The sequence below is a fragment of the Streptomyces sp. NPDC047880 genome (genome assembly GCF_040706515.1).
In the GTDB taxonomy this organism is placed as follows: Bacteria; Actinomycetota; Actinomycetes; order Streptomycetales; family Streptomycetaceae; genus Streptomyces.
The window spans coordinates 36,914-61,711 of sequence record NZ_JBEZOK010000019.1; the positions used below are offsets into that span (position 1 = coordinate 36,914).

Below are 24,798 nucleotides of genomic sequence, written 5' to 3' on the forward strand. Positions count from 1 at the left end.
GAGGCGGCCGGCTCCCGGCCGGGGAGGTGGGAGCCGGCCCGCCGGCTCGGGGTGAGGCGGTGCGGGCGGTCCTCGGGGCGGCTCAGCCCCAGCAGTTCTCCAGGCCGTAGGCGGTGTCCTTGGACGTGATCCCCGGCTGTGCCTTGTCGGAGACAAGGGTGACGCCGGTGTCGGTGTAACCGGACGCCTTCTTGCCGTCCTTGGCGTAGGTCACGACGGCTTTGACACCCTCGGCGGCCATCTTCAGCGGGTACTGCTGCGAGGTCGCGGCGATCTTGCCGTCCTTGACGGCCCGGGTTCCGGTGCAGCCGCCGTCCACGGACACGATCAGGACGTCCTTCTCGCGGCCCTTGGCCTTCAGGGCGGTGTAGGCGCCCAGGGCGGCCGGTTCGTTGATCGTGTAGACGACGTTGATGCCGGGTTCCTTCTGGAGGCAGTTCTCCATGGCGGTCTGGCCCTTGGACTGGTCACCGCCGGTGTCCTGGGCGCAGGCGACGTCCTTGTCGGTGGCGCCGAAGCCCTTGAGGAAGCCGTTGTGCCGCTGGACGCCGACGGAGACGCCCGGCGCGAGGTCGAGGGCGGCTATCTTCGCGGTCTTGCCCTTCATGGCGGCCTTGGCGTACTCGCCGATCAGTTCGCCGGCCTTGAGGTTGTCGGTGGCGAAGAGGGCGTCGACGGCGCTCTGCGGCTCGGTCGGGGTGTCGAGCGCGATGACGAGGACGCCCTTGGCCTTGGCCTTCTCGAGCGCGGGCACGATCGCCTTCGAGTCGCTGGGGGTGATGAGGATGCCCTTCACGCCCGACGCGACCATGTTCTCGACGGCCGTGACCTGACCGGCGTTGTCGCCGTCGAACTTGCCCGCCGCGGTCATGAGCTGCACGCCTTCGGCCTTCGCGGCCTTCTCGGCACCCTCCTTCATCTTCACGAAGAACGGGTTGGTGTCGGTCTTGGTGATCAGACCGACCTTGACATCGCCCGAGGAGGAGCCGGCCGAAGCCGAACCGGCGCCGGAGCCGGATCCGCAGGCCGTCAGGGCGAGGGCCGCGACGCCGGTACACGCGGCGGCTCTGAGGAGGGAGGAGGGCATACGAGTGGTGCGAGACATGAAACGACTCCTGCGGGATAACGAGCGGCGCGGCCGGCATCGGAGCATGCCGTCCCGAGGTGTCATCGTTGACTTATGTCATCGTTGACACTGCATGGCGAGGATGATGGACTCCGGCTCCCGGCAACGTCAATGCCTTACCCGCGTCACAAATCGGCAACGTCCGGGCCGCCGTCCCCGCGGCCGATCAGCGGCTGCGTCATGACGTGACCGGTTCGCCCGCACGGCCGCAGAGGAGAGCAGCAGATGAGCCCGCATCAGATCACCGTCCTGGGGGAGTGCGTCGCGGACGCGTTCACCGAGCCCGCGAAGAGCTCGAACGAACTCGCCCTGCGGGTGCTGCCCGGGGGCGGGCCGGCGAACACGGCCGTGTCGCTCGCCCGGCTCGGCACCGGAGCGCACTTCCTGGCCCGCCTGTCCGACGACGTGTTCGGCCGCCTGTTCCGGGCACACCTGGAGGATTCCGGAGTGGACCTGTCGGACACCGTCAAGGCGTCCGAACCGAGCACGCTGGCCGTGGCGGAACTGGACACCCAGGGCCGGGCCGCGTTCTCCTTCCACGCGCAGAACACGGCCGACTGGCAGTGGACGGCCGGGGAACTCGCCGGCGCGGACCTGTCCGGGTCCGTCTGCGTGCACACCGGATCACTCGCCCTGGTCCGGGAACCCGGAGCGGCCGCGGTGGAGGAGTTCCTGGCGGCTGCCGCACCCCGGGCCACCATCAGCGTCGATCCCAACGTGCGTCCGCTGCTGGTGCGTCCCGAGGTCTACCGCGAGCGGCTCGCGCACTGGTGCCGGCTCGCCGACATCCTGCGGCTCAGCGACGAAGACCTCGACCTGCTCCTGCCCGGCGCGTCCCCCGAGCAGGCATGCGACACATGGCACGCCGCGGGGACCCGGCTCGTAGTGATCACGCGCGGCGGGGACGGCGCCCTGGCCTCGCTCGACGGGGAACGGGTGGAGGTGCCGGCGGTCGCGGCGAAGGTTGCCGACACGGTCGGGGCGGGGGACTCCTTCACCGCCGGCCTGCTGCACCGCCTCGCCGCCGACGGCCTCCTCGGGGGCCGGCTGACGGATCTCCGGCTCGGCGACGTCGAGGAAGCCTGCCGCTTCGCCGCCCGGGTCGCCTCCCTGACCTGCTCGGTGGCCGGCCCCAACCCGCCGTGGCGGCACGAACTGACGCGTGCCGCGGAGGCCGACCGGACCTGAGGGCTTCGACCCGAAGGGCCGATCCTGCCCGGACCGTTGACGTGCCGGCCGTTCTGCCTCCATCATCGGGCACCTCGATGTCATCGATGACACAAGTCAACGATGACATCCCCTGGGCACGTGGACGCCGGCGCCGGCCAGGGGCATCACCTCTCGGCCGGTCCGCACGGGGCAGCTCGGGCTCCGCTGCGTGGACGGCCGCGGCACAGGAGACTTCATGAGCTCTGAACGTGTACCCCTGCGTGCTCACCGACGGATGGTCGCGACGGTGGTGGCCTTGTGCGCCCTGTCCGCCGCTCCGCTCGCCCCTCGGGCCGTCGCCGCCGACACCCCGCCCTACTCCGAGACCCATCGTCCCCGGTTCCACTACACGCCGCAGAAGAACTGGATGAACGATCCGAACGGTCTCGTCCACTACCAGGGCGAATACCACCTCTTCTACCAGTACAACCCCGACGGCAACTCCTGGGGCAACATGTCCTGGGGCCACGCGGTGAGCGAGGACCTCGTGCACTGGAAGGAGCTGCCGCTCGCCCTGCCGCACGACGACGAGGAGATGGTCTTCTCCGGCAGCGCGGTGGTCGACCGGGACAACACCACCGGCTTCGGCACCCGGAAGAACCCGGCCATGGTGGCGCTCTACACCAGTTTCGACAAGAACACGGGCGTCCAGGCCCAGTCGCTCGCCTACAGCACCGACCGCGGCCGGACCTGGACGAAGTACCGGGGCAACCCCGTCATCGACATCGGCTCCAAGGACTTCCGCGATCCGAAGGTGCAGTGGCACGAGCCCACCAGGAGCTGGCTCATGACGGTGTCGCTGTCCGCCGAGCACAAGGTGCTGTTCTACTCCTCCAAGAACCTCAAGGACTGGACGCTGCAGAGCGAGTTCGGCCCGGCCGGTGCCACGGGCGGTGTCTGGGAGTGCCCCGACCTCTTCCCGCTCGCGGTCGACGGGGACAAGAAGAAGACCAAGTGGGTCCTGGTCGTCAACATCAACCCCGGTGGCATCGCGGGCGGTTCGGCCGCCCAGTACTTCATCGGAGACTTCGACGGCCAGAAGTTCACCGCCGACGACAAGGGCACCTACACCCCGCCCAGTGGCACGGTCGTGCAGGACTTCGAGAGCACGGACTTCGGTACGTGGACACCTGCCGGCACCGCCTTCGGACCGGGGCCGTCGGCCGGGGCACTGGACGGACAGCTGCCCGTCGAAGGGGTCGAGGGAACGGGTCTCGCCAACAGCTTCCACGGCGGTGACGCCGCCACCGGCACCCTCACCTCGCCCCCCTTCACCGTCGACAGCCCCTATCTGAACTTCAGGATCGGCGGCGGCCGGCACCCGCACCGGGAGGGAACCGTCCTGGAGCGGGGGCCCGTGCCCGAGGGCACGGTCATCGGTGACTTCGAGGGCGGGACCTACGGCGACTGGACCAGGACCGGCGACGCCTTCGGCACCGCGCCCGCCACCGGCACCCTTCCCGGCCAGCAGCAGGTGACCGGGTGGCTCGGCGACGGGCTGGTCAACACCTTCCTGAACGGTGACTCCGCCACCGGCACGCTCACGTCGCCCGAGTTCACCATCGACAAGGACTACATCGACTTCCTGATCGCCGGCGGCGCCCACCCCGCCGGCCAGGCCGACCCCACCGCCGTCGAACTCGTCGTCGACGGCAAGGCCGTACGCGGTGCCACCGGTCAGGACACCGAGGCGCTCAACTGGGCCGCCTGGGACGTCCGTGACCTCGCCGGCCGGAAGGCCCGGATCAGGATCACCGACGAGAACACGGGCGGCTGGGGCCACATCAACGTCGACCACGTCGTGCTGTCGGACACCCGGGCCCGCCCCGTCTCCGACGAGACGTCCGTCAACCTGCTCGTCGACGGCGAGGTCGTCGGCAACGCCACGGGCACCGACAGCGAGACCCTGGACTGGGCCTCCTTCGACCTGCGGCCCTACGCCGGGAAGAAGGCGCAGATCCAGATCGCCGACATGAACACCGGAGGCTGGGGCCACGTCCTGGCCGACCGGTTCACCACCGCCGAGGCCCCCGCCAAGTCCGTTCTGCAGCGCGCCGACTGGGCCGACTACGGCAAGGACTACTACGCGGCCGTGTCCTGGGAGGACGCTCCGGGCGGCAAGCGGTACATGATCGGCTGGATGAGCAACTGGGACTACGCGGGCGCGGTCCCGACCTCCCCCTGGCGCGGCGCGCAGACCGTACCCCGGGAGATGGCCCTGCGCACCGTCGACGGGCGGATCCGCCTGGTCGCCAAGCCGGTGGACGGTCTCGGCTCGCTGCGCGGCGAGGAGCCCGCGACCGCGTCGGGCGTCACGGTCCAGAACACCTCCGAACCGCTGATCGGCCCGTCCGCCGAAGGCGAGGCGCTCGACATCGAAGCCACCTTCGCCCTGGAGGACGCCGACCGCTTTGGACTGAAGGTACGCACCGGTGCCGCTCAGGAGACGGTCATCGGCTACGACACCACCACCGAGGAGCTGTACGTCGACCGCACCCGCTCCGGGACCGTGGACTTCCACAACACCTTCCCCGGCGTCCAGCGCGCACCGCTGAAGGCCGAGAAGGGCAAGGTGAGGCTGCGGATCCTGGTCGACCGGTCCTCCGTCGAGGTCTTCGGCGGCAACGGCGAGGCCGTGATCACCGACCAGATCTTCCCCGACCCCGGGAGCACAGGAGTGCGGATCTTCGCCGAGGACGGCTCGGTGAAGCTGGACCGGGCGGCCGTCTGGCACCTCGGCTCCTACCGCGACTGATCCTCACCGCCATCCCCGACCATGGAGGCCGACTCACCGTGAAGAAGACCCTGTTCGCCGAGTTCACCGCCCGCGAGGGAGCGGAGCAGGACGTCGCCCGGCTGCTGCGCGACTACGCCCTGAAGGTGCGGGACGAGGAAGGCAACCTCGTCTTCGACGTCTACACCAAGGCCTCCCGCCCGCGCGCCTTCTGGATCTTCGAGGTCTACCGGGACGACGACGCCTTCAAGGCACATCTGGACGCCCCGTACGGCGGCCCGTTCAACGCCGCGCTCGCGCCGCTGATCGAGGAGAGCGCCTCCGTGCTCACCTTCCTCGATCCGGTCGCCTGACCCTCCGGCGCACGACAGTGCCGGACAGGGACCGGCCGTGTGCCACGACGTCGTCGCAGTACGACCGGGGCTGCAGCGACGCCGTCGACGGCGTCGCTGCCCCGGCGGACGGGGACGCCGAGCCCCGGCGTCCCCGTCCCCGGCTGCACGAGCCCGAGGTCAGCCCCTGCGCAGGCGCAGGGTGAGGATCTGGAAGGGCCGCAGCGCGACGGTGACGGACCCGTCGGTGGTCTCCGCGTCCTCCAGAGGCCGTTCCAGCAGGTCGGCAATCTGGGCGCCTGCGAGCGGGAACCCGGTGCGCAGGGTGCCGGTGGCGCGGCCGCCACGGGACTCGTAGAGCCGTACGACGACATCGCCGGAGGCGTCGTCGGCGAGTTTGACCGCTTCCACGGTGATGCCCTCGCCCTCGGTGGACACGACCGGTTCGGGGGCACCGGCCGCGTCGGCCACCCGCAGCGGCAGGTTGAGGGCGTAGCCCTCGGCGACGGCGTCCTCGATGCTCGCGCCGGGCAGCAGGGCGTAGGTGAAGCGGTGGGGGCCCTGGTCGGCCTCGGGGTCCGGGATGCGCGGGGCGCGGACCAGGGACAGCCGGACGGTGGTCGTGGTGCCGCCGTCCTCGCGGACCGTGCGGGAGACGTCGTGGCCGTAGGTCGAGTCGTTGACGACGGCGACACCGTAGCCGGGTTCGCCGAGGTGCACCCAGCGGTGGCCGGAGACCTCGAAGCGGGCCGACTCCCAGCTGGTGTTGGTGTGGGTGGGGCGCTGGACGTGGCCGAACTGGATCTCGGCGGAGGAATGCGGGGCGCGGATGTCTACCGGGAAGGCCGCCTTGAGGATCTTCTCGGTCTCGTGCCAGTCGATGTCCGTCTCGATGTCGATACGGGGGCTGCCGGCGCGGACGGTGATCGTCTGGGTGATCGTGGAGCCCCTGCCGAAGGACCGTTCGACGCGGATGGCGCCGATCAGGGGGTGCTGCTCGACGACGGTGACGGACGAGGCGTCCAGCAGGTCGGTGTAGCGGTTCTTGTAGTGCTTGTCGATGTCCCAGGCGTCCCAGTAGTTGGGCAGGTCGGTGTGCAGGCGGAGCAGGTTGCCCGGCTCGGCGAGCACCTCGCGGCCGGCGCGCAGGTCGCGGACGGAGGACAGCGTGCCGTCCGCGGCGACCTCCACCCGGACCAGTCCGTTGTCGAGGACCCGGCCGTCGACGGTCACCGGCTGCGGGGGTGCGGAGCCGGTGAGGGGCGCGGAGCCGTTCGCGGGCACCTGCACGTACGCCGGTGCGCCGTCGGCGGTGCGGACCACTTCGGCGCGGTCGCAGGGGCCGGCGTTGAAGACGCGGGTCTCGCCGGTGCCCAGCGCGGCCACCGCCTGCGCGGTGAGCGCGTGCAGCTCCTGCGCGACGCGGGCGTACTCGGCCTCGGCCTCGCGGTGCACCCAGGCGATGGAGGAGCCGGGCAGGATGTCGTGGAACTGGTGCAGCAGCACCGTCTTCCACAGCCGGTCCAGCTTCTCGTACGGGTAGCTGTAGCCCGGCGCGTGCAGGGCGGCCGTGGTCGCCCAGAGTTCGGCCTCGCGAAGGAGGTGCTCGGAGCGGCGGTTGCCCTGCTTGGTGCGGGCCTGGGAGGTGTAGGTGGCGCGGTGCAGCTCCAGGTAGAGCTCGCCGACCCACACGGGCGCGTCCGGGTACTCCTCACGGGCCTTGGCGAAGAACTCGTCGGGGTGCTCGACGACGACCTTCGCGGAGCCCTCGAGATCCGCCAGCCGGCGGGCGCGTTCCATGATCTCGCGGGTGGGGCCGCCACCGCCGTCGCCCCAGCCGAAGGGGGCCAGGGAGCGGGAGGCGCCGCCCTTCTCGGAGTAGTTGCGGACCGCGCGGGACATCTCCTCGCCGCTGAAGCGGGCGTTGTAGGTGTCGACCGGGGGGAAGTGGGTGAAGATGCGGGTGCCGTCGATGCCCTCCCACCAGAAGGTGTGGTGGGGGAACTTGTTGGTCTGGTTCCAGGAGATCTTCTGGGTGAGGAACCACTCGTTCCCGGCGAGCTTGGCGATCTGCGGGTAGGCCGCGTTGTAGCCGAAGGAGTCCGGCAGCCACACGCCCTTGGTCTCGATGCCGAAGTGGTCCATGAAGAACCGCTTGCCGTGGACGAACTGGCGGGCTACGGCCTCGCCGCCGGGCAGGTTGCCGTCGGACTCGACCCACATGCCGCCGACTGGTGCCCACTGGCCGTTCTTGACCGACTCCTGGATGCGGGACCAGACCCTGGGGTAGTTGTCGCGGACCCACTCGTACTGCTGGGCCTGGGAGCAGGCGAAGATGAAGTCGTCGTACTCGTCGGCGAGCGAGGTGACGTTGGAGAAGGTGCGGGACGTCTTGCGCTTGGTCTCGCGGATCGGCCATAGCCAGGCGGAGTCGATGTGGGCGTGGCCGACGCCGGAGATCGTGTGCGCGCTGGCGTGCGCGGGCTTGGACAGCACCGGCTTCAGCGCCTCGCGGACGGCCGGGGCGGAGCCGGAGACGTCGTCCAGGTCGAGCAGGTCCATCGCGCGGTCGAGGGCGTGGGCGATCTCGTGCCGGCGCGGGTCGTGCTCGCCGAGCTCCAGCATCAGTTCGCGCAGCACCTGCACGTCGAGGTCGAGGTGCCAGACCTCCTCGTCGAGGATCGCGATGTCGGCGCTGCGGAAGGTGTAGAGGGGCTTGTCGCCCGCGGTGAGCTTGTCGCCCAGGGGCGTGGTCCTGGAGAAGTTGTCCGCGAGGATGTCCGGGTTGGAGGCGGCCTCGACCAGGTAGTCGACGGTCTCGCCGCCCTGCGCGGGGTTGGCGATCGCCACGTACTGGTTGAGCGGGTTGACGGCCTTCAGGGGGGTGCCGTCGGTGAGGTGGACCAAGGCCTCGGCCTGGTTGCCGGGCCAGGCGCCGACGAAGCCGAGGTCGATGACGGCCTCGACGCGGCGGCCCGCCCATTCCTCGGGCACCCGCCCGCGCATGCGGAACCAGGTGGTGCCCCAGGGCGGGCCCCACGGGGTGCCCATCGTGAACGGCTCGTAGGAGGCGGCGGCGGCCTCCTCGAACGGCACCGGCTCCCCCGGGGCCTGCCAGGCCTCCACCTCGAAGGGGACGGTGGCCGCGTAGACCGCGGTCTTGACGCGCTGGTCGTGAAGGCGCTGCACGCGCTCCTCGATGCGGCGGCTTTCGTCGTGCATGGGCTGTCTCCAGGAAGCGGGAAGAGCGAGCAGACGGCAGGCGGTGGGGGAAAGCGCTTACCGAGCGGCGTTCACCTAAGGTACGCCAACCCGGGATGGACCTCCGCGTAGCCCTCGACCAGCCTGCGGGCCACGTTGACGGAGTCGACGAGCGGATGCAGGGCGAAGGCCTTCACGGCGGTGGCGCGGGAGCCGGTGTCGGCGGCGGCCAGCACCTCGCGCTCGACGGCCTTGACCGCGCAGACCAGGCCGGTGGCGTGGTCGGGCAGCGGGTCGACGGCGACGGGGTGGGCGCCGTTGGCGTCGACGAGGCAGGGGACCTCGATCACGGCCTCCGTGTCCAGGACGGACAGCGTGCGCCGGTTGCGCACGTTGAGGATCAGGGTGGTGCGCTCGTCCCGGGCGATGGCCCGCATCAGGGCGAGGGCCACCTTCTCGTAGCCGCCGGACAGGTCGTCCTCGTCGCGTTCCCCGGCGCCCGCGGTCTCGCGGTTCTCGGCCATGTACGTGGCCTCGCGCTCGGCGCGGGTGCGGTCCCAGACGTCGAGGGCGGGGGTGTCCGGGTTGCGCATCTCGGCGTAGAAACGGGCCTGCTGGTCGTGCAGGAAGGCGCCGCGGGTCTTCTCGGCCTGCTGGTAGGCGCGGACCGCCTCGCGGTTGAAGTAGTAGTAATGCAGGTATTCGTTGGGGATCGCGCCCAGGGAGCGCAGCCATGCGGCGCCGAAGAGCTTGCCCTCCTCGAACGAGCCGAGCAGGTCGGGGTCGGCGAGCAGGCGCGGGAGCTCGTCCCGGCCGGCGACGCGCAGGCCGCGCACCCAGCCGAGGTGGTTGAGCCCGACGTAGTCGATCCACGCCTCCCCCGGGTTCTCCACGCCGAGCACCCGGGCGATGCGGCGGCCGAGGCCGACCGGGGAGTCGCAGATGCCGATGACGCGGTCGCCGAGGTGGCGGGACATGGCCTCGGTGACGAGACCCGCCGGGTTGGTGAAGTTGATGACCCAGGCGTCGGGCGCGAGCCGGGCGACCCGTCGCGCGATGTCGACGGCGACCGGGACCGTGCGCAGGCCGTAGGCGATGCCGCCCGCTCCCACGGTCTCCTGGCCCAGCACCCCTTCGGCCAGGGCGACGCGTTCGTCGTTCGCGCGTCCCTCCAGGCCGCCGACACGGATCGCGGAGAACACGAAGTCGGCACCGCGCAGGGCGTCGTCGAGGTCGGTGGTGGCGCTCACCTCGGGCGCGTCGGGGACGCCGGCCGCCTGTTCGGCGAGGACGCGGGTCACCGCCGACAGCCGTCCGGCGTCCAGATCGTGCAGGACGACGCGGGTCACCCGGCCCTGGGCGTGGTCCTGGAGGAGCGCTCCGTACACCAGGGGCACGCGGAATCCTCCGCCGCCCAGAATCGTCAGTTTCACGCCTGCACCTTTCCCGCCACGACGACCTCGACGCCCGCCTCCTGGAAGGAGGTCCGTGTCGCCGCGTCGACCGGCGCGTTCGTCACCACCGCGTCCAGGTCCTCGGGACCGCAGACCTTCGCCATCCCGTGCCCGGGGAACTTCGCCGCGTCGGCGAGCAGCACCACCTTCTCACCGGCCTTGATCATGGCCCGCTTGACGGGCACTTCCACGACCGTCGTGTCCATGACCTGCCCGCCGGGCCGCACCCCGCTGGTCCCGAGGAAGAGCCAGTCGGCGTGCAGCTGGCGCAGGTTGTCCTCGGTGAGGAAGCCGACCAGGGAGCGGTACTCGCGGCGGACCATGCCGCCGAGCAGGACCAGCTCGATGCCCTCGTCGTCGGCGAGCTCCTCGTAGACCACCAGGTTGCTGGTGATCACGGTGAGCCGGCGCCCGTGCAGCTGCCGGGCCAGGCGGTAGGCCGTCGTGCCGATGTCCAGCAGCACCGACTGGCCGTCCCTGATCATCGCGGCGGCGCGTTCGGCTATGGCGTCCTTCTCGGGCACGCGCACCTCGGCGACCTCGGCGAAGGGCTGGTCGCCCTCCTCCACGACGGCGCCGCCGTGCACACGCGTGAGCAGTCCGTCCTCTTCGAGTTTGACCAGGTCACGCCTGATGGTGGCGGGGCTCACGCCCAGCTGCTCCGAGAGGTCGGTCACGGCCGCGGGACCACCGGCCCGCAGGGCCCGCAGGATGAGTTGGTGTCGTCGTTCCGCCAGCACGCCGTGCACATTACTCGTCATCTCCAATCATCGCCATGCTTATTTCTGCTCAGGCATTGACCGGACTCGCGAAGCGGCGCACGATTCCGCTCACCGAAATGAAGAGTTTTGACGATCTCCGTCGAAGCCGTGAGTGAGAGGACACATCCGTGGACGACGACCGGCCCGATGTGCTGCTGACCGGGCTGCTCTTCTACGACCTCGTCCTCACGGGGCCCGGCGGGCCGCCCACCCCGGGCGAGGAGATCTGGACCCGGGGCATGGGCTGCGGCCCGGGCGGCATCGCGAAGCTCGCGGTCGCCGCCGCCCGCTTCGGCCTGCGCACCAGCCGCTCAACCAGCAGGGCATCGCCACCAACTGGGGCCAGGAGACGCCGGTGGAGACCTGGTGGCACCTGGCGGTCGTCAACGACGGCAGGCACACCACGCTGTACGTCGAGGGCTGCCCGGTGGTCCGCAACCCCAAGGCGCCCGCGGTCGGCATCACCTCCGTCGGAGGTCCGTGGCTACTGGGCGGCTACGAGTACGGCGGAAAGATCGACCAGATCTTCCGCGGCCGGCTCGGCGACGTCCGGATCGTCGCCAGGGCGCTGCCCGTCACCTCCTTCATGAACCACTGAGAACCCGAAGGGCCCCTGATCATGACCGAGCAGCCGGTCGCCGACCGCGACACGTGGAAGGCCCCGGACACCCGGGTCGTCCGGACCGAGCACGTCTCCGGACGGAAGGGCGCCTGCACCTTGCGGATCCCGCTGACCGCCGGCGAGGAGTCCTTCTACGTCCGGCTGCGCGGCAGCGACGGCAACCGCAACGGCCCCGGCTACCTCGGCGCGTCGGTCGACCCGCACGGGCCGGTCCCGCACGCGCCCGGGGACGGTGACCGTGGGCGGACACCTGGTTCTGCTCGAACCCCGTGTTCGTGGACGTCGAGGGTTCCTGACCTCCGGGTACCAGCAGGTCACGGACCGATCGAGCGGACGGGGCGAGCGGAGGTACGGTGGGCCGCGTGACCGGTGAAGAGTCGCTGCGGCCCCAGTCCCTCATGCTGACGTTCCTGGGCGACCAGGTGCTCGGCCGTGATGTGTGCGTGTACTCGGGCAGCGTCATCGACGTGTTCGCCCGCGCCGGGATCGGCGAGCAGGCCACCCGCTCCACTCTGACCCGCATGGTGGGCCGTGACCTGCTGCGCCGCCAGCGCGAGGGCCGCCGCATGTACTTCGGGCTGACCGAGCGCTCGGAGGCGGTGCTGCGCGACGGCGAGCGGCGGATCTGGCGGACGGGTGCCGTCAACCGGCGGTGGGACGGCAGCTGGACGCTGCTCGGCTTCTCCCTGCCGGAGACCTGGCAGCGCCAGCGGCACGACCTGCGCTCCCAGCTGACCTGGAGCGGCTTCGGCCCCCTCTTCAACGGCCTGTGGATCGCCCCGGGCGAGGTCGACGTGTCGGCCCTGGTGTCCGAGCTCGGCCTGTCCGCCCACGTCAAGGTCTTCCGGGCGCACGCGGACACCGGCATGGACATCGGCCGGATGATCGAGGAGACCTGGGAGCTGTCCGAACTGGCCGAGCGCTACGAGGGGTTCGCGGGCCGCTGGCAGCACTGGGAGGACGACCTGCCGGACGCCGGAGAGGCCCTCGTGCTGCGCCTGCGCCTCCAGACGGAGTGGCTGCAGATCGTCCGCCGCGACCCACGGCTCCCCGTCGAACACCTGCCCGCCGACTGGCCGGCCGAACAGGCCGAGAAGACGTTCCGCATCGTGCACGAAAGGCTCTCGCCGCTCGTCCGCGACGCCTCGCGACGCCTTCTGGACCTGGTACCGGCGCGCCCTCAGGCGTAGAACCGCGACAGGCTCTGAAGCACCGCCGCCGGCTTGGTGCCGCCCTCGATCTCGATGGCGCCCTCGACGGTGATCTGCACGCCGCCCGGCACCTCCTCGACCTCGGCGAGCTTCGCGGTCAGGCGGATGCGGGAGCCGGCCTTGACGGGAGCGGGGAAACGCACCTTGTTGAGGCCGTAGTTGACCTTCGTCGTCACGCCCTGGACGTCCAGCAGCTCGGTGAACAGGGGGATGAAGAGGGACAGCGTGAGGTAGCCGTGCGCGATGGGTGCGCCGAAGGGGCCGTCCTTGGCGCGCTCGGGGTCCACGTGGATCCACTGGTGGTCGCCCGTGGCGTCGGCGAAGGTTTCGATGCGCTCCTGCGTCACCTCGATCCACTCACTGGTGCCGAGGTCGTTGCCGGCGAGCTTCTTGAGTTCGTCGAGGCCGTTGACGGTGATGCTCATGCGGATCCTTGACTCTGGCCGTAACGCGTACGGACGCGGGACTTGAGGAGCTTTCCGGAGGCCGTGCGCGGGAGTGCGTCCGCGAGGACCACCGATTTCGGAATCTTGTACTTGGCGAGGCGGCCGGCGAGCGACGCGAGCACCTCGTCGGGGTCGAGGGCGGCGCCCTCGCGGGGGACGACGACCGCGCGGGGCACCTCGCCCCACTTGTCGTCCGGCACGCCGATCACCGCGCACTCGGCGATGTCCGGGTGGGCGAGGAGCTGGTCCTCGATCTCGGCGGGGTAGACGTTCTCACCACCGGAGATGATCATGTCCTTGATGCGGTCGACGATGTGGACGTAGCCGTCCTCGTCGACCTGTGCGGCGTCCCCGCTGCGGAACCAGCCGTCCGCGAAGGAGGCGGCGGTCTCCTCGGGCAGCCCCCAGTAGCCGGGCATGACGTGCGGGCCGCGCACCACGACCTCGCCCACCTCGCCGGTGCCCACCGGAGACAGGTCCGGCCGTACGACGCGGACGTCGCTGAAGAAGTGCGGCACACCCGCCGAACCCGCTTTGCTCACGGCGTGCTCGGCGTCCAGGAACAGCGTGCCCGGGGCGGCCTCGGTCATCCCGTAGCCCTGGAGGAAGGTCAGGCCGCGCTCCAGGTAGGCCGCGATCAGCGGGGTGGGGACCGGGGAGCCGCCGCAGGTGAGGATGCGGAGCGAGGACAGGTCCGCGTCGGGCCAGCGCGGGTGGCGGGCCACCTGGTCGAACATCGTGGGCACGCCGAACATGAAGGTGATCCGGTGCCGTTCGATGAGGTCGAAGGTGGCGTCCGGGTCGAAGGCGTCGACCAGGACACAGGTGCCGCCCTTCAGCAGGACCGGCAGGGTCAGCATGTTCAGGCCCGCGGTGTGGAACAGCGGGGCCGAGACCAGCGCGCGTTCGTCGGCGATCAGGTCGGTGTCGACGAGGACGTTGACGGCGTTCCAGGTGAGGTTGCCGTGGGTGAGCATGGCGCCCTTGGGGCGGCCGGTCGTGCCCGAGGTGTACATGATGATGCAGGTGTCGTCGGCGCCGACGGGTTCGTCGATCGGCTCCCCGGGCGCCTCGGCGACGGCTGCCTCGTACTCCGCGCCGACCTCCAGGTAGAGGCGTACGTCCGTGCTGCCGGGCAGGCCCGCGACCAGACCCGCGTGGGACGGGCCGTAGACGAGGGCCCGGGCGCCGGAGTCGGCGAGCTGGTGGGCGATCTCCGGTCCGGCGAGGCGGATGTTGAGCGGGACGAAGACCGCGCCGAGCAGGCCTGCGGCGAAGAGCGTCTCCAGATAGGAGGGGTGGTTCGGGCCGAGGTAGGCGATGCGGTCGCCGCGGCGCACGCCCCGGGCGCGCAGGGCGTGGGCCAGGCGGGTGGTGCGGGTGTGGACGGTGGCGTAGTCGGTGGCGGACCCGTCGTGGATCAGGGCGGTGCGGTGCGGGGTCTTGCGGGCCCGGCGTGCGGGCCACGAACCCAGTCCCTCGTTGCGCATGTCTCGCCCCTTACGGTGTCGTCAGCCCGAGCAGGCGGGCCGCGTTCTCCTTGAGGATCTTCGGCCGGACCTCGTCCTTGATCGTGAGCTTGTCGAAGTCGGCGAGCCAGCGGTCGGGGGTCAGGACGGGGAAGTCGGAGCCGAAGAGCACCTTGTCCTTCAGCAGGGTGTTCGCGTACTGCACGAGCTGCGGCGGGAAGTACTTCGGCGACCAGCCGGACAGGTCGATGTGCACCCCCGGCTTGTGCGTGGCGACCGCCAGGGCCTCGTCCTGCCAGGGGAAGGACGGATGCGCCAGGATGATCTTCAGGTGCGGGAAGTCGGCCGCCACGTCGTCCACGTGCAGGGGATTGGAGTACTTGAGCCTGATGCCACCCCCGCCGGGGACTCCGGCGCCGATGCCCGTCTGGCCGGTGTGGAAGAGGGCGATGGCGCCCGTCTCCTCGATCACCTCGTACAGGTCGTACGCCACCGCGCGCTCGTTGGGGAAGAACCCCTGGATGCTGGGGTGGAACTTGAAGCCCTTCACCCCGTACTCCTCGACCAGGCGCCGGGCCTGCCTGACGCCGGCCTTGCCCCGGAACGGGTCGATGGAGGCGAAGGGGATCAGGACGTCGGAGTTGGCGGCCGCCGCCTCGGCGACCTCCTCGTTCGGGACGGGCGCGGTGCCGGTCGCGGACTCGGCGTCGACGGTGAAGATGACCGCGGCCATGTTCCGCTCGCGGTAGTAGACGGCCGTCTCCTGAAGGGTGGGCTTCCGCTTGCCCTCCACCTTGAAGTAGGCGGAGGAGGCGTCGTGCAGGTTGTCGTCCAGCGAGGAGTGGCCCTGGGAGGACACCTCCGCGTGGGTGTGGACGTCGATCGCGACCAGCTCGTCGACGTTCATCGGGCGGTCCATCACGCCTCCGGAAGCTTCGGCGCCGGGATGCCGACCGTCTGGAGCTCGGCACCGACCGAGGTGGGCCAGGCGTCGGCCAGGGTGTCGGGGGTCCAGCCGCCGTCGGCGTAGGCCGCCCTGATCTCCTGCGGATGCGACCAGAGTGCCACCTTGTCGCCGCCGATGCCGATGGCCTGGCCGGTGACGCCCCGGGCGGCCTCGGAGGCGAGGAACGGGACCAGGGCCGCGCAGTCCTCGGGGGTGCCGAATCCCTCGCCCTTGCGGAGGAAGTCCGACAGGGGCTCGCCGTTCCGCATGGCCTCGACGTAGGGCGCGAAGGCCGGGATGGTCTCGGTCATCGCGGTGGCGGCGACCGGCACGATCGCGTTGACCGTGATGTTCGCGCGGCCCAGCTCCATGGCCCAGGTGCGGGCCATCGCCGCGATGCCGGCCTTGGCGGCGGCGTAGTTCGTCTGGCCGAAGTTGCCGCGCTGCCCGGCCGGGGAGCCGACCAGGATCAGTGAGCCGCCCTCGCCCTGCTCGCGCATCCGTACGGCGGCGGCGCGGGCGCAGGTGAAAGTGCCCTTGAGGTGGGTGGTGAGCACCGCGTCGAAGTCCTCGTCGGTCATCTTCCACAGGACCTTGTCGCGCAGGATGCCCGCGTTGGTGACGAGCACGTCGAGCCGGCCGAACTCCTCGACCGCGCGGTTCACCAGCCGCTCGGCGGCCTCGGAGGTGCCGACCGGGACGACCTCGGCGACGGCCCTGCCGCCCGCTTCCACGATGGACTTCACGGCCGCCTCGGCCACCGCCTCGTCCACGTCGTTGACGACCACGGACGCGCCGTGGGCGGCCAGGGCGTGGGCGTAGGCGAGGCCGAGGCCACGGCCGCTGCCGGTGACGACGGCGGCCTTGCCGGAGAGATCGATGCTGGGCACGGGCGGGTCCCTTCACACGGGTTCGACAGCGAGTCGCACGGATTCGACAGCGACTCGCACGGGTTCGACTGCGAGATCGAAGCTAAGAGCAATAATTGTTGCCGTCAATAGTTGTTGGTGACCCATGGGTGCGAGATGCTGGAATCTGCAGGAAGCAGCACCGACCCCAGGGAGCCCGCCATCACACGCGAGAACGTCACCGCGAACCCCATCGACGCCCACGAGCCGTGGATGCGCGGCCTGCACGCCGACACGGGCTACCTGCTGTACCGCCTCGGGCTGCGCTCAGGGCAGCTCTTCAACGCCTGCCTCCAGGAGTCGGGCCTGCGCCTGCGCCACTACGCGGTGCTGCGGTTCCTCGCCGGCACCGACGGCGCCCTGCAGCGCGAGCTGAGCACGCGCCTCGGCTACGACCCGAGCGCGATCGTCGGCCTGGTCGACGACCTGGAGAAGCTGGGCTTCGCCGAGCGCCGCCCCTCCCCCGGCGACCGCAGGAGCCGGATCGTCGTCCTGTCCGAGCGGGGCCGCGACTTCCTCCGCGACACCGACGAGGACGGCCTGCGGGTGACCGGTGAACTCCTCGGCCCGCTGGACGCGGCCGAGCGGGAGACGCTGCACGCGCTGTTGCTGCGCATCGCGGAGGACGGCCTGAACTGATGTTGTGCAAGTGATTGACGGCTGCACGATGACTGCATAACTTCACGGACCAACCGCGCCCCGTCCCCAGGGAGCCCACCGTGCAGCCATCCCCGTCCGCATCCCAACCCTCCCCCGATACAGCGCAGTTGCGCCGGGTCGCCGTCTCCGGCCTGCTCGGCACAGCCGTCGAGTTCTACGACTTCCTCGTCTACGGCACCGTCGCCGCGCTCGTCTTCGGCGAACTGTTCTTCCCGCGGGCCGACCCGGCGGTCGGCACCATCGCGGCGTTCGGCACCTTCGCCGCCGGCTACCTCGCCCGGCCGCTCGGCGGCATCGTGTTCGGGCACTTCGGCGACCGGATCGGCCGCAAGTCGATGATGCTGCTGACCATGGTGCTGATGGGGTCCGGCAGCTTCCTCATCGGCCTGCTGCCGACGTACGACACCATCGGCGTCTGGGCGCCGGTGCTGCTGGTCGCCCTGCGTGTGGTGCAGGGCATCGCGATCGGCGGCGAGTGGGGCGGCGCGATGCTGATGGTCGTCGAACACGCCGAGCACGCCCGGGGTTCCCGGCGCGGCCTGTGGTCCAGCTTCACACAGCTCGGCGCTCCGCTCGGTTCCGTGCTGTCGGCCGGTGTGGTCACACTCGTCGCCGCGCTGCCGGACGACGACTTCCGCTCCTGGGGCTGGCGCGTGCCGTTCCTGCTGAGCATCGTGCTGCTGGCCGTCGGTCTGTTCGTGCGTCTGAAGGTCGCCGAGAGCCCGCTGTTGGCGCAGGTCGAGAAGGAGCCGACGGACCGGCCACCGATCGTCGAGGTGCTGCGCCGCCCGAAGCCCGTGCTGCTGGCCGCCTGTGTCGGCATCGGCGCGTTCACCGCCCAGTCGCTGCTGACCAGCTTCATGATCTCCTACGCCGTCGACGAGGGGTACACCCGCCCGCAGGTGCTGACCGCGGTGACCGTCGCCTCCTGCGTGGCCCTCGGCGTCCTGCCCGCCGCCTCCGCCCTGTCGGACCGGGTCGGACGCCGGCCCGTCGTCCTGGCCGGCGCCGTCGCCTCGGCGGCGCTCGCGTTCCCGGTGCTGGCCCTGGTCGACTCCGGGTCGCCCGCCCTGCTGATCCTCGCCCTGGCCCTCGGCCACGGCGTCGCCCAGTCCACGATGTACGGCCCTCTCGGCGCCCTGCTCACCGAGATGTTCGGCACCCGCGTCCGCTACACCGGCGCCTCCCTCGGCTACCAGGGGGCGACCCTGATCGGCGCCGGATTCTCGCCCTTGATCGCCGGCGGCCTCCTGGCCTCCTTCGGAGGTGGCAGCACCCCGGTGTCGCTGATGCTGTGCGCCGGCGCGGCCGTCACCGCGGTCACCGTGTGGCGGCTGCGCGAGACGCACACGGACGCCCTCCACTCCCCTGCCGCCGCCCCCGCCCTGGAAGGAACCCCCCGTTGAGGATCCGCCTCGCCTTACTGACCACCGCCTGCCTGTCCCTGGCCGCGACCGCCCTGCCCGCCGTCGCCGCCACCACCGGCACCCACTGGGAGGGCCGGCTCTCCTCCGGCGCCACGTACGTGATGGACGTCCCCGCGTCCTGGAACGGCACGGTCCTGCTCTACAGCCACGGCTACACCCCGGCCGGAGCGCCCAACCCCGCCCAGAACGCGCCCGGTCCGCCCGTCCGCGACCAGCTGCTGGCCGAGGGGTACGCCCTGATCGGCTCCTCGTACGCGACGAACGGCTGGGCGATCGCCGAGGCGGTGCCCGACCAGCTCGCCACGCTGGACCTCTTCACGGGCAAGTACGGAGCGGCCCGCCGGACGCTCGCCTGGGGCACCTCGTACGGCGGCTTCGTCACCGGCATGCTCGCCGAGCGGCACGCCGGACGGTTCGACGGCTCCCTGTCGATGTGCGGGCTGGTGCAGGGCGGGGTCGCCAACTGGAACAGCACCCTGGACCCGGTGTTCGCGCTGCGCACCCTGCTCGCCCCGGACTCCGGTGTGCGGCTCGCGGGGTTCGCCGACCAGGCCGAGGCGATCGCCGCGGGCAAGGCGCTCACCTCGAAGGTCGACGCGGCCCAGCAGACCCCCGGGGGCCGGGCCCGGATCGCCCTGACCGCCGCCCTGCACAACATCCCGGGCCACAACGACGCCTCGCAGACCGAACCGGGCCCCGCCGACTGGAAGACCGCGCAGTCCAACCAGTACGCCGCCGTCCGGGGCCTGCTCCAGCTGCCCGCGTTCGCCTGGCGGCAGGAGGCCGAGAGCCGGGCGGGCGGCAACCCGTCCTGGAACACGGGCGTCGACTACCGCTCGATGCTCGCACGCTCCCCGCTGTACAAAGAGGTGACGGAGCTCTACAAGGAGGCGGGCCTGTCCTTGCGCACGGACCTCTCGGCCCTGGGCCGGGCACCCCGGGTCGCCGCCGACCCGTCGGCGGTGCGGTGGATGCGGAACACCAGCGCGCTCTCCGGCCGCCTCACCGACCCCCAGCTGAACATCCACACCACCGGTGACGCCCTGATCCCGGTGCAGTCGGAGAGCGCCTACCGGCGGGCCGCCACCGCGGCGGGCGCCGCCGGGCTCCTCCGCCAGGCGTACGTCGACGCGCCGGGCCACTGCACCTTCGGCCCGGGCGAGACACTGGCCGCCCTGCACACCCTGGAGCACCGCGTGGACACCGGCCGCTGGGACACCTCGCCGGGTGCCCTCAACTCCCGCGCCCGGGCCGAGGATCCGACGACGGAGCCCCGCTACCTGCCGTACCGTCCGAGCGCCTACCCGCGCCCCTACGACCTCGCCCACCCCTCAGACGCCCGGCCATGACCGGCCCCACCGCGCCCGACCGGCTGCTGTCCGTGCTCGCGGCCTTCGACCACGAGCATCCGGCGCTGTGCCTGACGGACATCAGCCGGCGGGCCGGGCTGAGCCTGACCACCGCACACCGGCTGGTGGGAGCGCTCACCGAGTGGGGCGCCCTGGAGCGGGACGAGTCAGGTGTCTACCACGTGGGGCTGCGGCTGTGGGAGCTCGCCGCGCTGGCCCCGCGCGGCCTCGCGCTGCGGCAAATCGCGCTGCCGTACCTGGAGGACCTGTACGAGGCGACGCACGAGAACGTGCAACTGGCCGTGCGGGACGGCCGGGACGTGGTCTACATCGAGTGGCTGTCGGGGCGGTCCGCGGTCGGTGTGCACATCCGCGTCGGCGCCCGCTGGCCGCTGCACGCCACGGGGGTCGGACTCGCCCTGCTGGCCCACGGCGACCCGGTGTTCCGCAAGGAGTACTGCGCGGGCGAACTCGCCTCCTTCACCCCGTACACGATCACCGAACCGGAGCGGCTGCGGCGGGTCCTCGCCGAGGTGCGCAGGTCGGGCATGGCGGTGAGCGACCGTCAGGTCACCGAGGACGCCCTGTCGGTGGCCGCTCCGGTGCGCGGCGCCGACGGCGGCGTGATCGCCGCCGTGTCGATCGTGGTGCCCCACGCCGACGCCCAGGTGCCGGTCCTGGGCCCGGCGGTGCGGGTGGCGGCGCGGGGGATCTCGCGGGCGCTGGGGTGGCAGCCCTGAGCGGCGCCGGGTTCGACGGACGCCGTGGGCTCAGGCTTCCCGAGCCGGTGTCATGGCCCAGCGGATGGTCCGGGTCAGGGCCTGGCCCGTGGGGCGCACCGCGAGGTCCTCGACGACCGGCACCCGGGGCAGCCACAGCAGGCCGCGGGCCCAGGGCGGGAGCAGGGTGACGGCGTTCGCCGCCAGTCCGCCGTAGAAGGGCCGGACGGCCAGGGGCAGGGGAGGCTGGAACAGCAGGAAGCGGGCGGCCGCCCGGGCCTCGGGCGTGGCCCGCAGTTCGGGCCGGTAGGCGGTCAGGCGCTCGGTCAGTTCGCCGCGGTCGCGCGGCGGGTCGGCAGCCCCCAGTGCCTCGGCGACGCGCGCGGTGTCGGCGACGTAGGCGTCGTAGCCGGCGGCGTCCAGCGGCCGGGCCCCGTAGCGTTCGTGGGCGCGCAGGAAGCTGTCCGTCTCGGCGGCGTGCACCCAGCCGAGCAGGTGGGGGTCGGCCGCGTGGTACGGCACGCCGTCGGCCGTCGTGCCGCGGATCCGCTCGTGGATGCCGCGCACCCGGTCGACCGCCTGCTGCGCGTCGGCGGCGGTGCCGTACGTCGTCACGGCCAGGAAGGTGCTGGTGCGCTGCAGCCGGCCCCACGGGTCGCCGCGGAAGCCGGAGTGACCGGCGACCGCCGCCATCGCGAGGGGGTGCAGGGACTGCAGGAGCAGGGCGGTCAGCCCGCCGATGAACATCGAGGCGTCACCGTGGACCGTGCGGATGGGCCGGTCCGGCCCGAACCAGCGCGGCCCGGGCGTGTGGTGGATGCGGGCCCGGGCCGCGGACCCGCCGGGCCCGGCGACCCGACGGAACAGGGCCTGGCCCAGCTGATCACGGACTCCGGTCAGCACGGTCGGCCTCCCTTCTCCTGCTGCCCAGTGTCCGTCATGGCGGCGCCGGCCGGGGGGCTGCCGACCCGCCGAACGCTCGTGCCTGACCGGGCCTGCCGGGCCCAGCCGGAGATGGCCGGATCACGGGCCTGCGGGACTGCGGGACTGCGGGCGTGGCTGTGCCCCCGCCTTGCCGTGTCGCCGGGGTCAGGATGTCTGGCCCGACGCCGCGCGGTCGGCCTGGCCGCCGGCGCCGAGTGGGCCGGTGCAGCGGACCGGGCCCGAAGCCTCCAGGCGGGGCAGGGCGCGGCGCGCCACGCGCAGGACCACCGGGGGCATGGCGGGGCGTATCGGCTGGGCGAGCCGCAGCCAGGCCGGGGCGTAGACGGCCGTACGCCGCCGCTCCATGCCCCTGACCAGGCGGGCGGCGACGACGTCCACCGGGTGCACGCGGCGGGCCGGCGGGGGCATGTGCAGGCGCAGTTCGCGCAGGACGTCGTACCGGTCGGCGTCGCGGATCATGTCGGTGTCCGTCCAGTTGAGGTAGGCGATGCCCACCGCGACCCCGCGGTGCGCCACCTCCGCGCGCAGGGAGTGCGCGAAGCCCTCGACCCCCGCCTTGGAGGCGCAGTAGGCGCTCATCAGCGGGGCGGCGCCGATCGAGGCCAGGGAGGCGACCTGGAGGAAGTAGCCCGCCGTGTCGAGCAGGTCCGGCAGGAACGCCCGGGCCGTCTGGGCGCTGCCGGTGAGGTTGACGTCGATCACGCGGCGCCAGGCGGCCGGGTCCGTGGCGAGGAGTGCGCCGCCCTCGGCGATGCCGGCGTTCGCCACCACGGCCGAGGGCGGGCCGAGACGGTCCCGCACGGTGTCCGCCGCCGCTTCCAGCGCGGAGAGGTCGGTGACGTCGGTCTCCAGGGCGAGGGCCGGGCCCGGCAGGGAGGCGGCGACCGCGTCCAGGGCGGTCTTCTCGTGGCCGACGAGCGCGACCCGGGCGCCGCGGCGGGCGACTTCGCGGGCCACGGCCGCGCCCACGCCGCGGGCGGCTCCGGTGACGACGATCGTGCGCTCGGCGAGCGGACTGCTTGCCATGGGCTGCCTTCCTTACGGTGCCGGCCCTGCCCCGGGGGCCGGGTTCAGCGCCTGGCTCCGGTGCGGTCGCGGTGGGCGAGGAGCCGCTGGGCGCGGGCGAGGCCGGGAGGCCGGTTGCGGCGCAGGGCGGCCCGGGCGGCGTTGGCTCCGGGGGCGCCGTGCACTCCGCCGCCCGGGTGGGCTCCGGAGGAGGCGAGGTAAAGGCCCGGTACCGGGGTCTCCGGGCGGCCGGTGCCGGGCAGGGGCCGGAAGACGAGCTGCTGGTGCAGGGCGGTGGTGCCGCCGTTGATGGCGCCGCCCGCGAGGTTGCCGTCGAGTGCCTCCAGCGTCGGGGGTGCCAGGATGCGGCGGCTGCGGATCAGCGAGCGGAACCCGGGTGCGAAGCGTTCCACCTGGCGTTCCATGCGGTCGGCCATGAGTTCCTGGTCCTTGGTGTCCCAGCGGCCGGTGATGCCCTCGTCGGCGGCGTCGGCGCGGATCTCGTGCGGGATGTGGGTGTACGCCCAGGCCGATTCGGTGCCCTGGGGGGAGCGGGTGGCGTCGGAGGTGGTCATCTGGCCGAAGATCGTGAACGGCCGGTCCGGGACCTGCCGCATGGCGATCTGCGCGGTGAAGCGGGTCAGGTCGTCCATGCCGTCGGCGAGGTGCACGGTGCCGGCCCGGGACGCCTGCTCGGTCAGCCAGGGCACCGGCCCGTCGAGCGCCCAGTCGACCTTGAAGGTGGCGAAGTCCCACTGGAAGCGCCGCAGGTCGTCGAGGACCTGCGGGGGCAGGTGCTCCGGGTCGAGGAGCTCGCCGTACAGGGCGGGCACGGACACGTCCGCCAGTACCGCCCGGCGGGCCTGTACCGCGTCACCGCCCGCCGTGCGCACGCCGACGGCTCGCCCGCCGCGGACGACGACGTGCTCGACGCGTTGCCCGCAGCGCACCCGGCCGTCCCGGGTCTCCAGCCGCCGGACCAGGGCCGAGGTCAGCGCGCCGGAGCCGCCGGCCGGAACCGGGAAGCCGTAGGTCTGGCCCAGCATGGCCATCAGCCAGCCGAAGCCGCCGCTGCCCGCCGACTCGGGGGCGAGGTCGGCGTGCAGGGCGTTGCCGGCCAGCAGCAGTCGCCCACCCTGGCCGCGGAACTCCTCCTCCCCCAGGCGGCGCACCGGCAGCACCAGGGAGCGGGCCATGCGCAGTCCGCCGGCGGCCCGCAGCCGCAGTGCGAGCCGTGCCGTGGCGCGGATGGGCGGGAACGGGGTGAACAGGGCGTCCAGGAGGCCGGGGCGCAAGTTCTGCCACACCTGGTGCAGCCGCTGCCAGGCGGCTCCGTCGCCCGGCTCGAAGGTGTCGAGGGACGCGGCGGTGATGTCGATGTTCCGGTCCAGGACGGCGCAGCTGCCGTCGGTGAGGGGATGGGCCAGCACGCTGGGCGCGTGGCTCCAGCGCAGTCCGTGCTCCTCGGGGTGCAGCGCGGCCAGGACCGGTGAGGCGGCCGCAAGGGGGTAGAAGGAGCTGAAGAGGTCGTTGACGAAGGCGGGGTCGACGCCGCGGTCGTGACGGACGGCGCCGCCCGGTTCGGGCTGTTCCTCCAGCACCTCGACGCTCCACCCGGCGTCCGCGAGGACGTTGGCGGCCACCAGGCCGTTGGGGCCCGCGCCGATCACCACGGCGTCAGGCATGGCCGGGCCCGTCCGCGCCGGACCCCGCGGTCACCTGACCCAGGCCGCGGCGGGTGCCTCCCGGGACCCGCGCCTCGGCCTCGCACAGTTTGGCCAGCCGGGCCAGCATGGCGCGGTGGCGCAGCTGGATCAGGGCCTCGAATCCGATGTTGTGCAGCCGGCCGCCGGCGCCCCGCAGGGGATGCTCGTCCACGATCACCAGGCAGTGCTCGCCCCAGGGCCGCAGCTCGATCGCGATGCGTGCCGAGCCGAGCGCACCGGCGTGGGCCTCCAGCTCCAGCAGCTTGCCCTCCTCGCAGTGGCGCACGACCGTCTCGTTGTCGAGCCGCACCGGGCCGAGGCGGACCTCGTAGCCGATCGCGGAGCCGGTGCGTGGCCAGTTTCCGCGCACCGGATGGGACTCGGAGGTACCCACGACCCACTCCGAATAGCGGTGACCGTCGGCGAGAACGTCCCACACGGCGCCCGGGCCGACTCGGATCAGGTGATGGCGTACGGCCACGGCTGCCTCCTGTTGCCTCGACCGGTGGTCCGTCGCCACCCCGAGTGCCCCGGAACCCCTTGTTCAACAGCGCGGGGCCGTCCCGTT

At 72.0% G+C, this 24,798-nt stretch carries 20 protein-coding genes and 2 pseudogenes; 10 read left to right on the plus strand and 12 right to left on the minus strand.

The window, feature by feature from the left end; genetic code table 11:
- Positions 1-82 precede the first annotated feature (82 nt).
- Entirely contained in the window at positions 83-1,105 is a 1,023-nt protein-coding gene (locus AB0937_RS25860) for a sugar ABC transporter substrate-binding protein (protein WP_366714571.1), read from the minus strand.
- 246 nt (positions 1,106-1,351) lie between these two features.
- On the opposite strand from AB0937_RS25860, the gene AB0937_RS25865 reads away from it, so the two are divergent.
- The 3 genes from AB0937_RS25865 to AB0937_RS25875 all read left to right on the plus strand — a co-directional run bounded on the left by AB0937_RS25865 (position 1,352) and on the right by AB0937_RS25875 (position 5,422).
- The gene (locus AB0937_RS25865) at positions 1,352-2,314 is read left to right on the plus strand and encodes a carbohydrate kinase (protein WP_366714572.1); all 963 of its coding nucleotides are present in this window, start codon (positions 1,352-1,354) and stop codon (positions 2,312-2,314) included.
- Positions 2,315-2,531: 217 nt separating this feature from the next.
- On the plus strand, positions 2,532-5,090 hold the full coding sequence (locus AB0937_RS25870; protein ID WP_366714573.1) for a GH32 C-terminal domain-containing protein: 2,559 nt from the start codon (positions 2,532-2,534) through the stop codon (positions 5,088-5,090).
- 38 nt (positions 5,091-5,128) lie between these two features.
- Positions 5,129-5,422, plus strand: coding sequence for a putative quinol monooxygenase (locus AB0937_RS25875; RefSeq protein WP_366714574.1), 294 nt, complete (start codon positions 5,129-5,131; stop codon positions 5,420-5,422).
- Between the two features lie 159 nt (positions 5,423-5,581).
- Here the strand turns inward: AB0937_RS25875 and AB0937_RS25880 are convergent, their stop codons facing one another.
- From AB0937_RS25880 to AB0937_RS25890, 3 genes are all read right to left on the minus strand, one after another.
- Positions 5,582-8,623 (minus strand): glycoside hydrolase family 38 C-terminal domain-containing protein, encoded by a 3,042-nt coding sequence (locus tag AB0937_RS25880; protein WP_366714575.1) that lies wholly within the window; start codon positions 8,621-8,623, stop codon positions 5,582-5,584.
- 71 nt (positions 8,624-8,694) lie between these two features.
- Complete coding sequence (locus AB0937_RS25885) at positions 8,695-10,035, minus strand: 6-phospho-beta-glucosidase (RefSeq protein ID WP_366714576.1); 1,341 nt, start codon at positions 10,033-10,035, stop codon at positions 8,695-8,697.
- Entirely contained in the window at positions 10,032-10,796 is a 765-nt protein-coding gene (locus AB0937_RS25890) for a DeoR/GlpR family DNA-binding transcription regulator (protein ID WP_366714710.1), read from the minus strand. Before AB0937_RS25890 ends, AB0937_RS25885 begins: the two co-directional genes overlap by 4 nt.
- Positions 10,797-10,945: 149 nt before the next feature.
- Between AB0937_RS25890 and AB0937_RS25895 the strand changes: the two are divergent.
- The 3 genes and pseudogenes from AB0937_RS25895 to AB0937_RS25905 all read left to right on the plus strand — a co-directional run.
- A pseudogene (locus AB0937_RS25895) lies at positions 10,946-11,404 on the plus strand (LamG-like jellyroll fold domain-containing protein); the annotation flags it as partial.
- Between the two features lie 44 nt (positions 11,405-11,448).
- Positions 11,449-11,735: pseudogene (locus AB0937_RS25900) on the plus strand (histidinol-phosphatase); the annotation flags it as partial.
- 66 nt (positions 11,736-11,801) lie between these two features.
- Complete coding sequence (locus AB0937_RS25905) at positions 11,802-12,629, plus strand: PaaX family transcriptional regulator C-terminal domain-containing protein (protein WP_366714577.1); 828 nt, start codon at positions 11,802-11,804, stop codon at positions 12,627-12,629.
- Here AB0937_RS25905 and AB0937_RS25910 read toward each other — a convergent pair.
- Genes AB0937_RS25910 through AB0937_RS25925 form a run of 4 tightly spaced genes read right to left on the minus strand, consistent with a single transcriptional unit; the run spans position 12,620 to position 16,401 of the window.
- A complete protein-coding gene (locus AB0937_RS25910) occupies positions 12,620-13,075 on the minus strand; it encodes a MaoC family dehydratase (RefSeq protein ID WP_366714578.1) in 456 nt (151 codons plus the stop codon). The two genes, AB0937_RS25905 and AB0937_RS25910, sit on opposite strands and share 10 nt — an antisense overlap.
- A complete protein-coding gene (locus tag AB0937_RS25915; protein WP_366714579.1) occupies positions 13,072-14,586 on the minus strand; it encodes a long-chain fatty acid--CoA ligase in 1,515 nt (504 codons plus the stop codon). Before AB0937_RS25915 ends, AB0937_RS25910 begins: the two co-directional genes overlap by 4 nt.
- Before the next feature lie 10 nt (positions 14,587-14,596).
- A complete protein-coding gene (locus AB0937_RS25920; RefSeq protein ID WP_366714712.1) occupies positions 14,597-15,472 on the minus strand; it encodes an amidohydrolase family protein in 876 nt (291 codons plus the stop codon).
- A gap of 11 nt (positions 15,473-15,483) precedes the next feature.
- A complete protein-coding gene (locus tag AB0937_RS25925; RefSeq protein WP_366714580.1) occupies positions 15,484-16,401 on the minus strand; it encodes an SDR family oxidoreductase in 918 nt (305 codons plus the stop codon).
- Between the two features lie 135 nt (positions 16,402-16,536).
- On the opposite strand from AB0937_RS25925, the gene AB0937_RS25930 reads away from it, so the two are divergent.
- The 4 genes from AB0937_RS25930 (at position 16,537) to AB0937_RS25945 (ending at position 20,595) form a co-directional block, all read left to right on the plus strand.
- Entirely contained in the window at positions 16,537-17,058 is a 522-nt protein-coding gene (locus tag AB0937_RS25930) for a MarR family transcriptional regulator (protein ID WP_366714581.1), read from the plus strand.
- An 80-nt stretch (positions 17,059-17,138) separates the two neighbouring features.
- Positions 17,139-18,485: an MFS transporter gene (locus AB0937_RS25935; protein ID WP_366714582.1), complete on the plus strand. Its 1,347-nt coding sequence runs from the start codon at positions 17,139-17,141 to the stop codon at positions 18,483-18,485.
- Complete coding sequence (locus tag AB0937_RS25940; RefSeq protein WP_366714583.1) at positions 18,482-19,855, plus strand: prolyl oligopeptidase family serine peptidase; 1,374 nt, start codon at positions 18,482-18,484, stop codon at positions 19,853-19,855. The genes AB0937_RS25935 and AB0937_RS25940 overlap by 4 nt, the downstream gene beginning before the upstream one ends.
- Entirely contained in the window at positions 19,852-20,595 is a 744-nt protein-coding gene (locus AB0937_RS25945) for an IclR family transcriptional regulator (RefSeq protein ID WP_366714584.1), read from the plus strand. Before AB0937_RS25940 ends, AB0937_RS25945 begins: the two co-directional genes overlap by 4 nt.
- A 30-nt stretch (positions 20,596-20,625) precedes the next feature.
- Here the strand turns inward: AB0937_RS25945 and AB0937_RS25950 are convergent, their stop codons facing one another.
- The 4 genes from AB0937_RS25950 to AB0937_RS25965 all read right to left on the minus strand — a co-directional run bounded on the left by AB0937_RS25950 (position 20,626) and on the right by AB0937_RS25965 (position 24,711).
- Entirely contained in the window at positions 20,626-21,477 is an 852-nt protein-coding gene (locus AB0937_RS25950) for an oxygenase MpaB family protein (RefSeq protein ID WP_366714585.1), read from the minus strand.
- Between the two features lie 186 nt (positions 21,478-21,663).
- Positions 21,664-22,545: an SDR family oxidoreductase gene (locus AB0937_RS25955; RefSeq protein ID WP_366714586.1), complete on the minus strand. Its 882-nt coding sequence runs from the start codon at positions 22,543-22,545 to the stop codon at positions 21,664-21,666.
- 44 nt (positions 22,546-22,589) lie between these two features.
- A complete protein-coding gene (locus AB0937_RS25960; RefSeq protein WP_366714587.1) occupies positions 22,590-24,209 on the minus strand; it encodes an NAD(P)/FAD-dependent oxidoreductase in 1,620 nt (539 codons plus the stop codon).
- Positions 24,202-24,711, minus strand: coding sequence for an SRPBCC family protein (locus AB0937_RS25965; protein WP_366714588.1), 510 nt, complete (start codon positions 24,709-24,711; stop codon positions 24,202-24,204). Before AB0937_RS25965 ends, AB0937_RS25960 begins: the two co-directional genes overlap by 8 nt.
- Between the last annotated feature and the right edge of the window lie 87 nt (positions 24,712-24,798).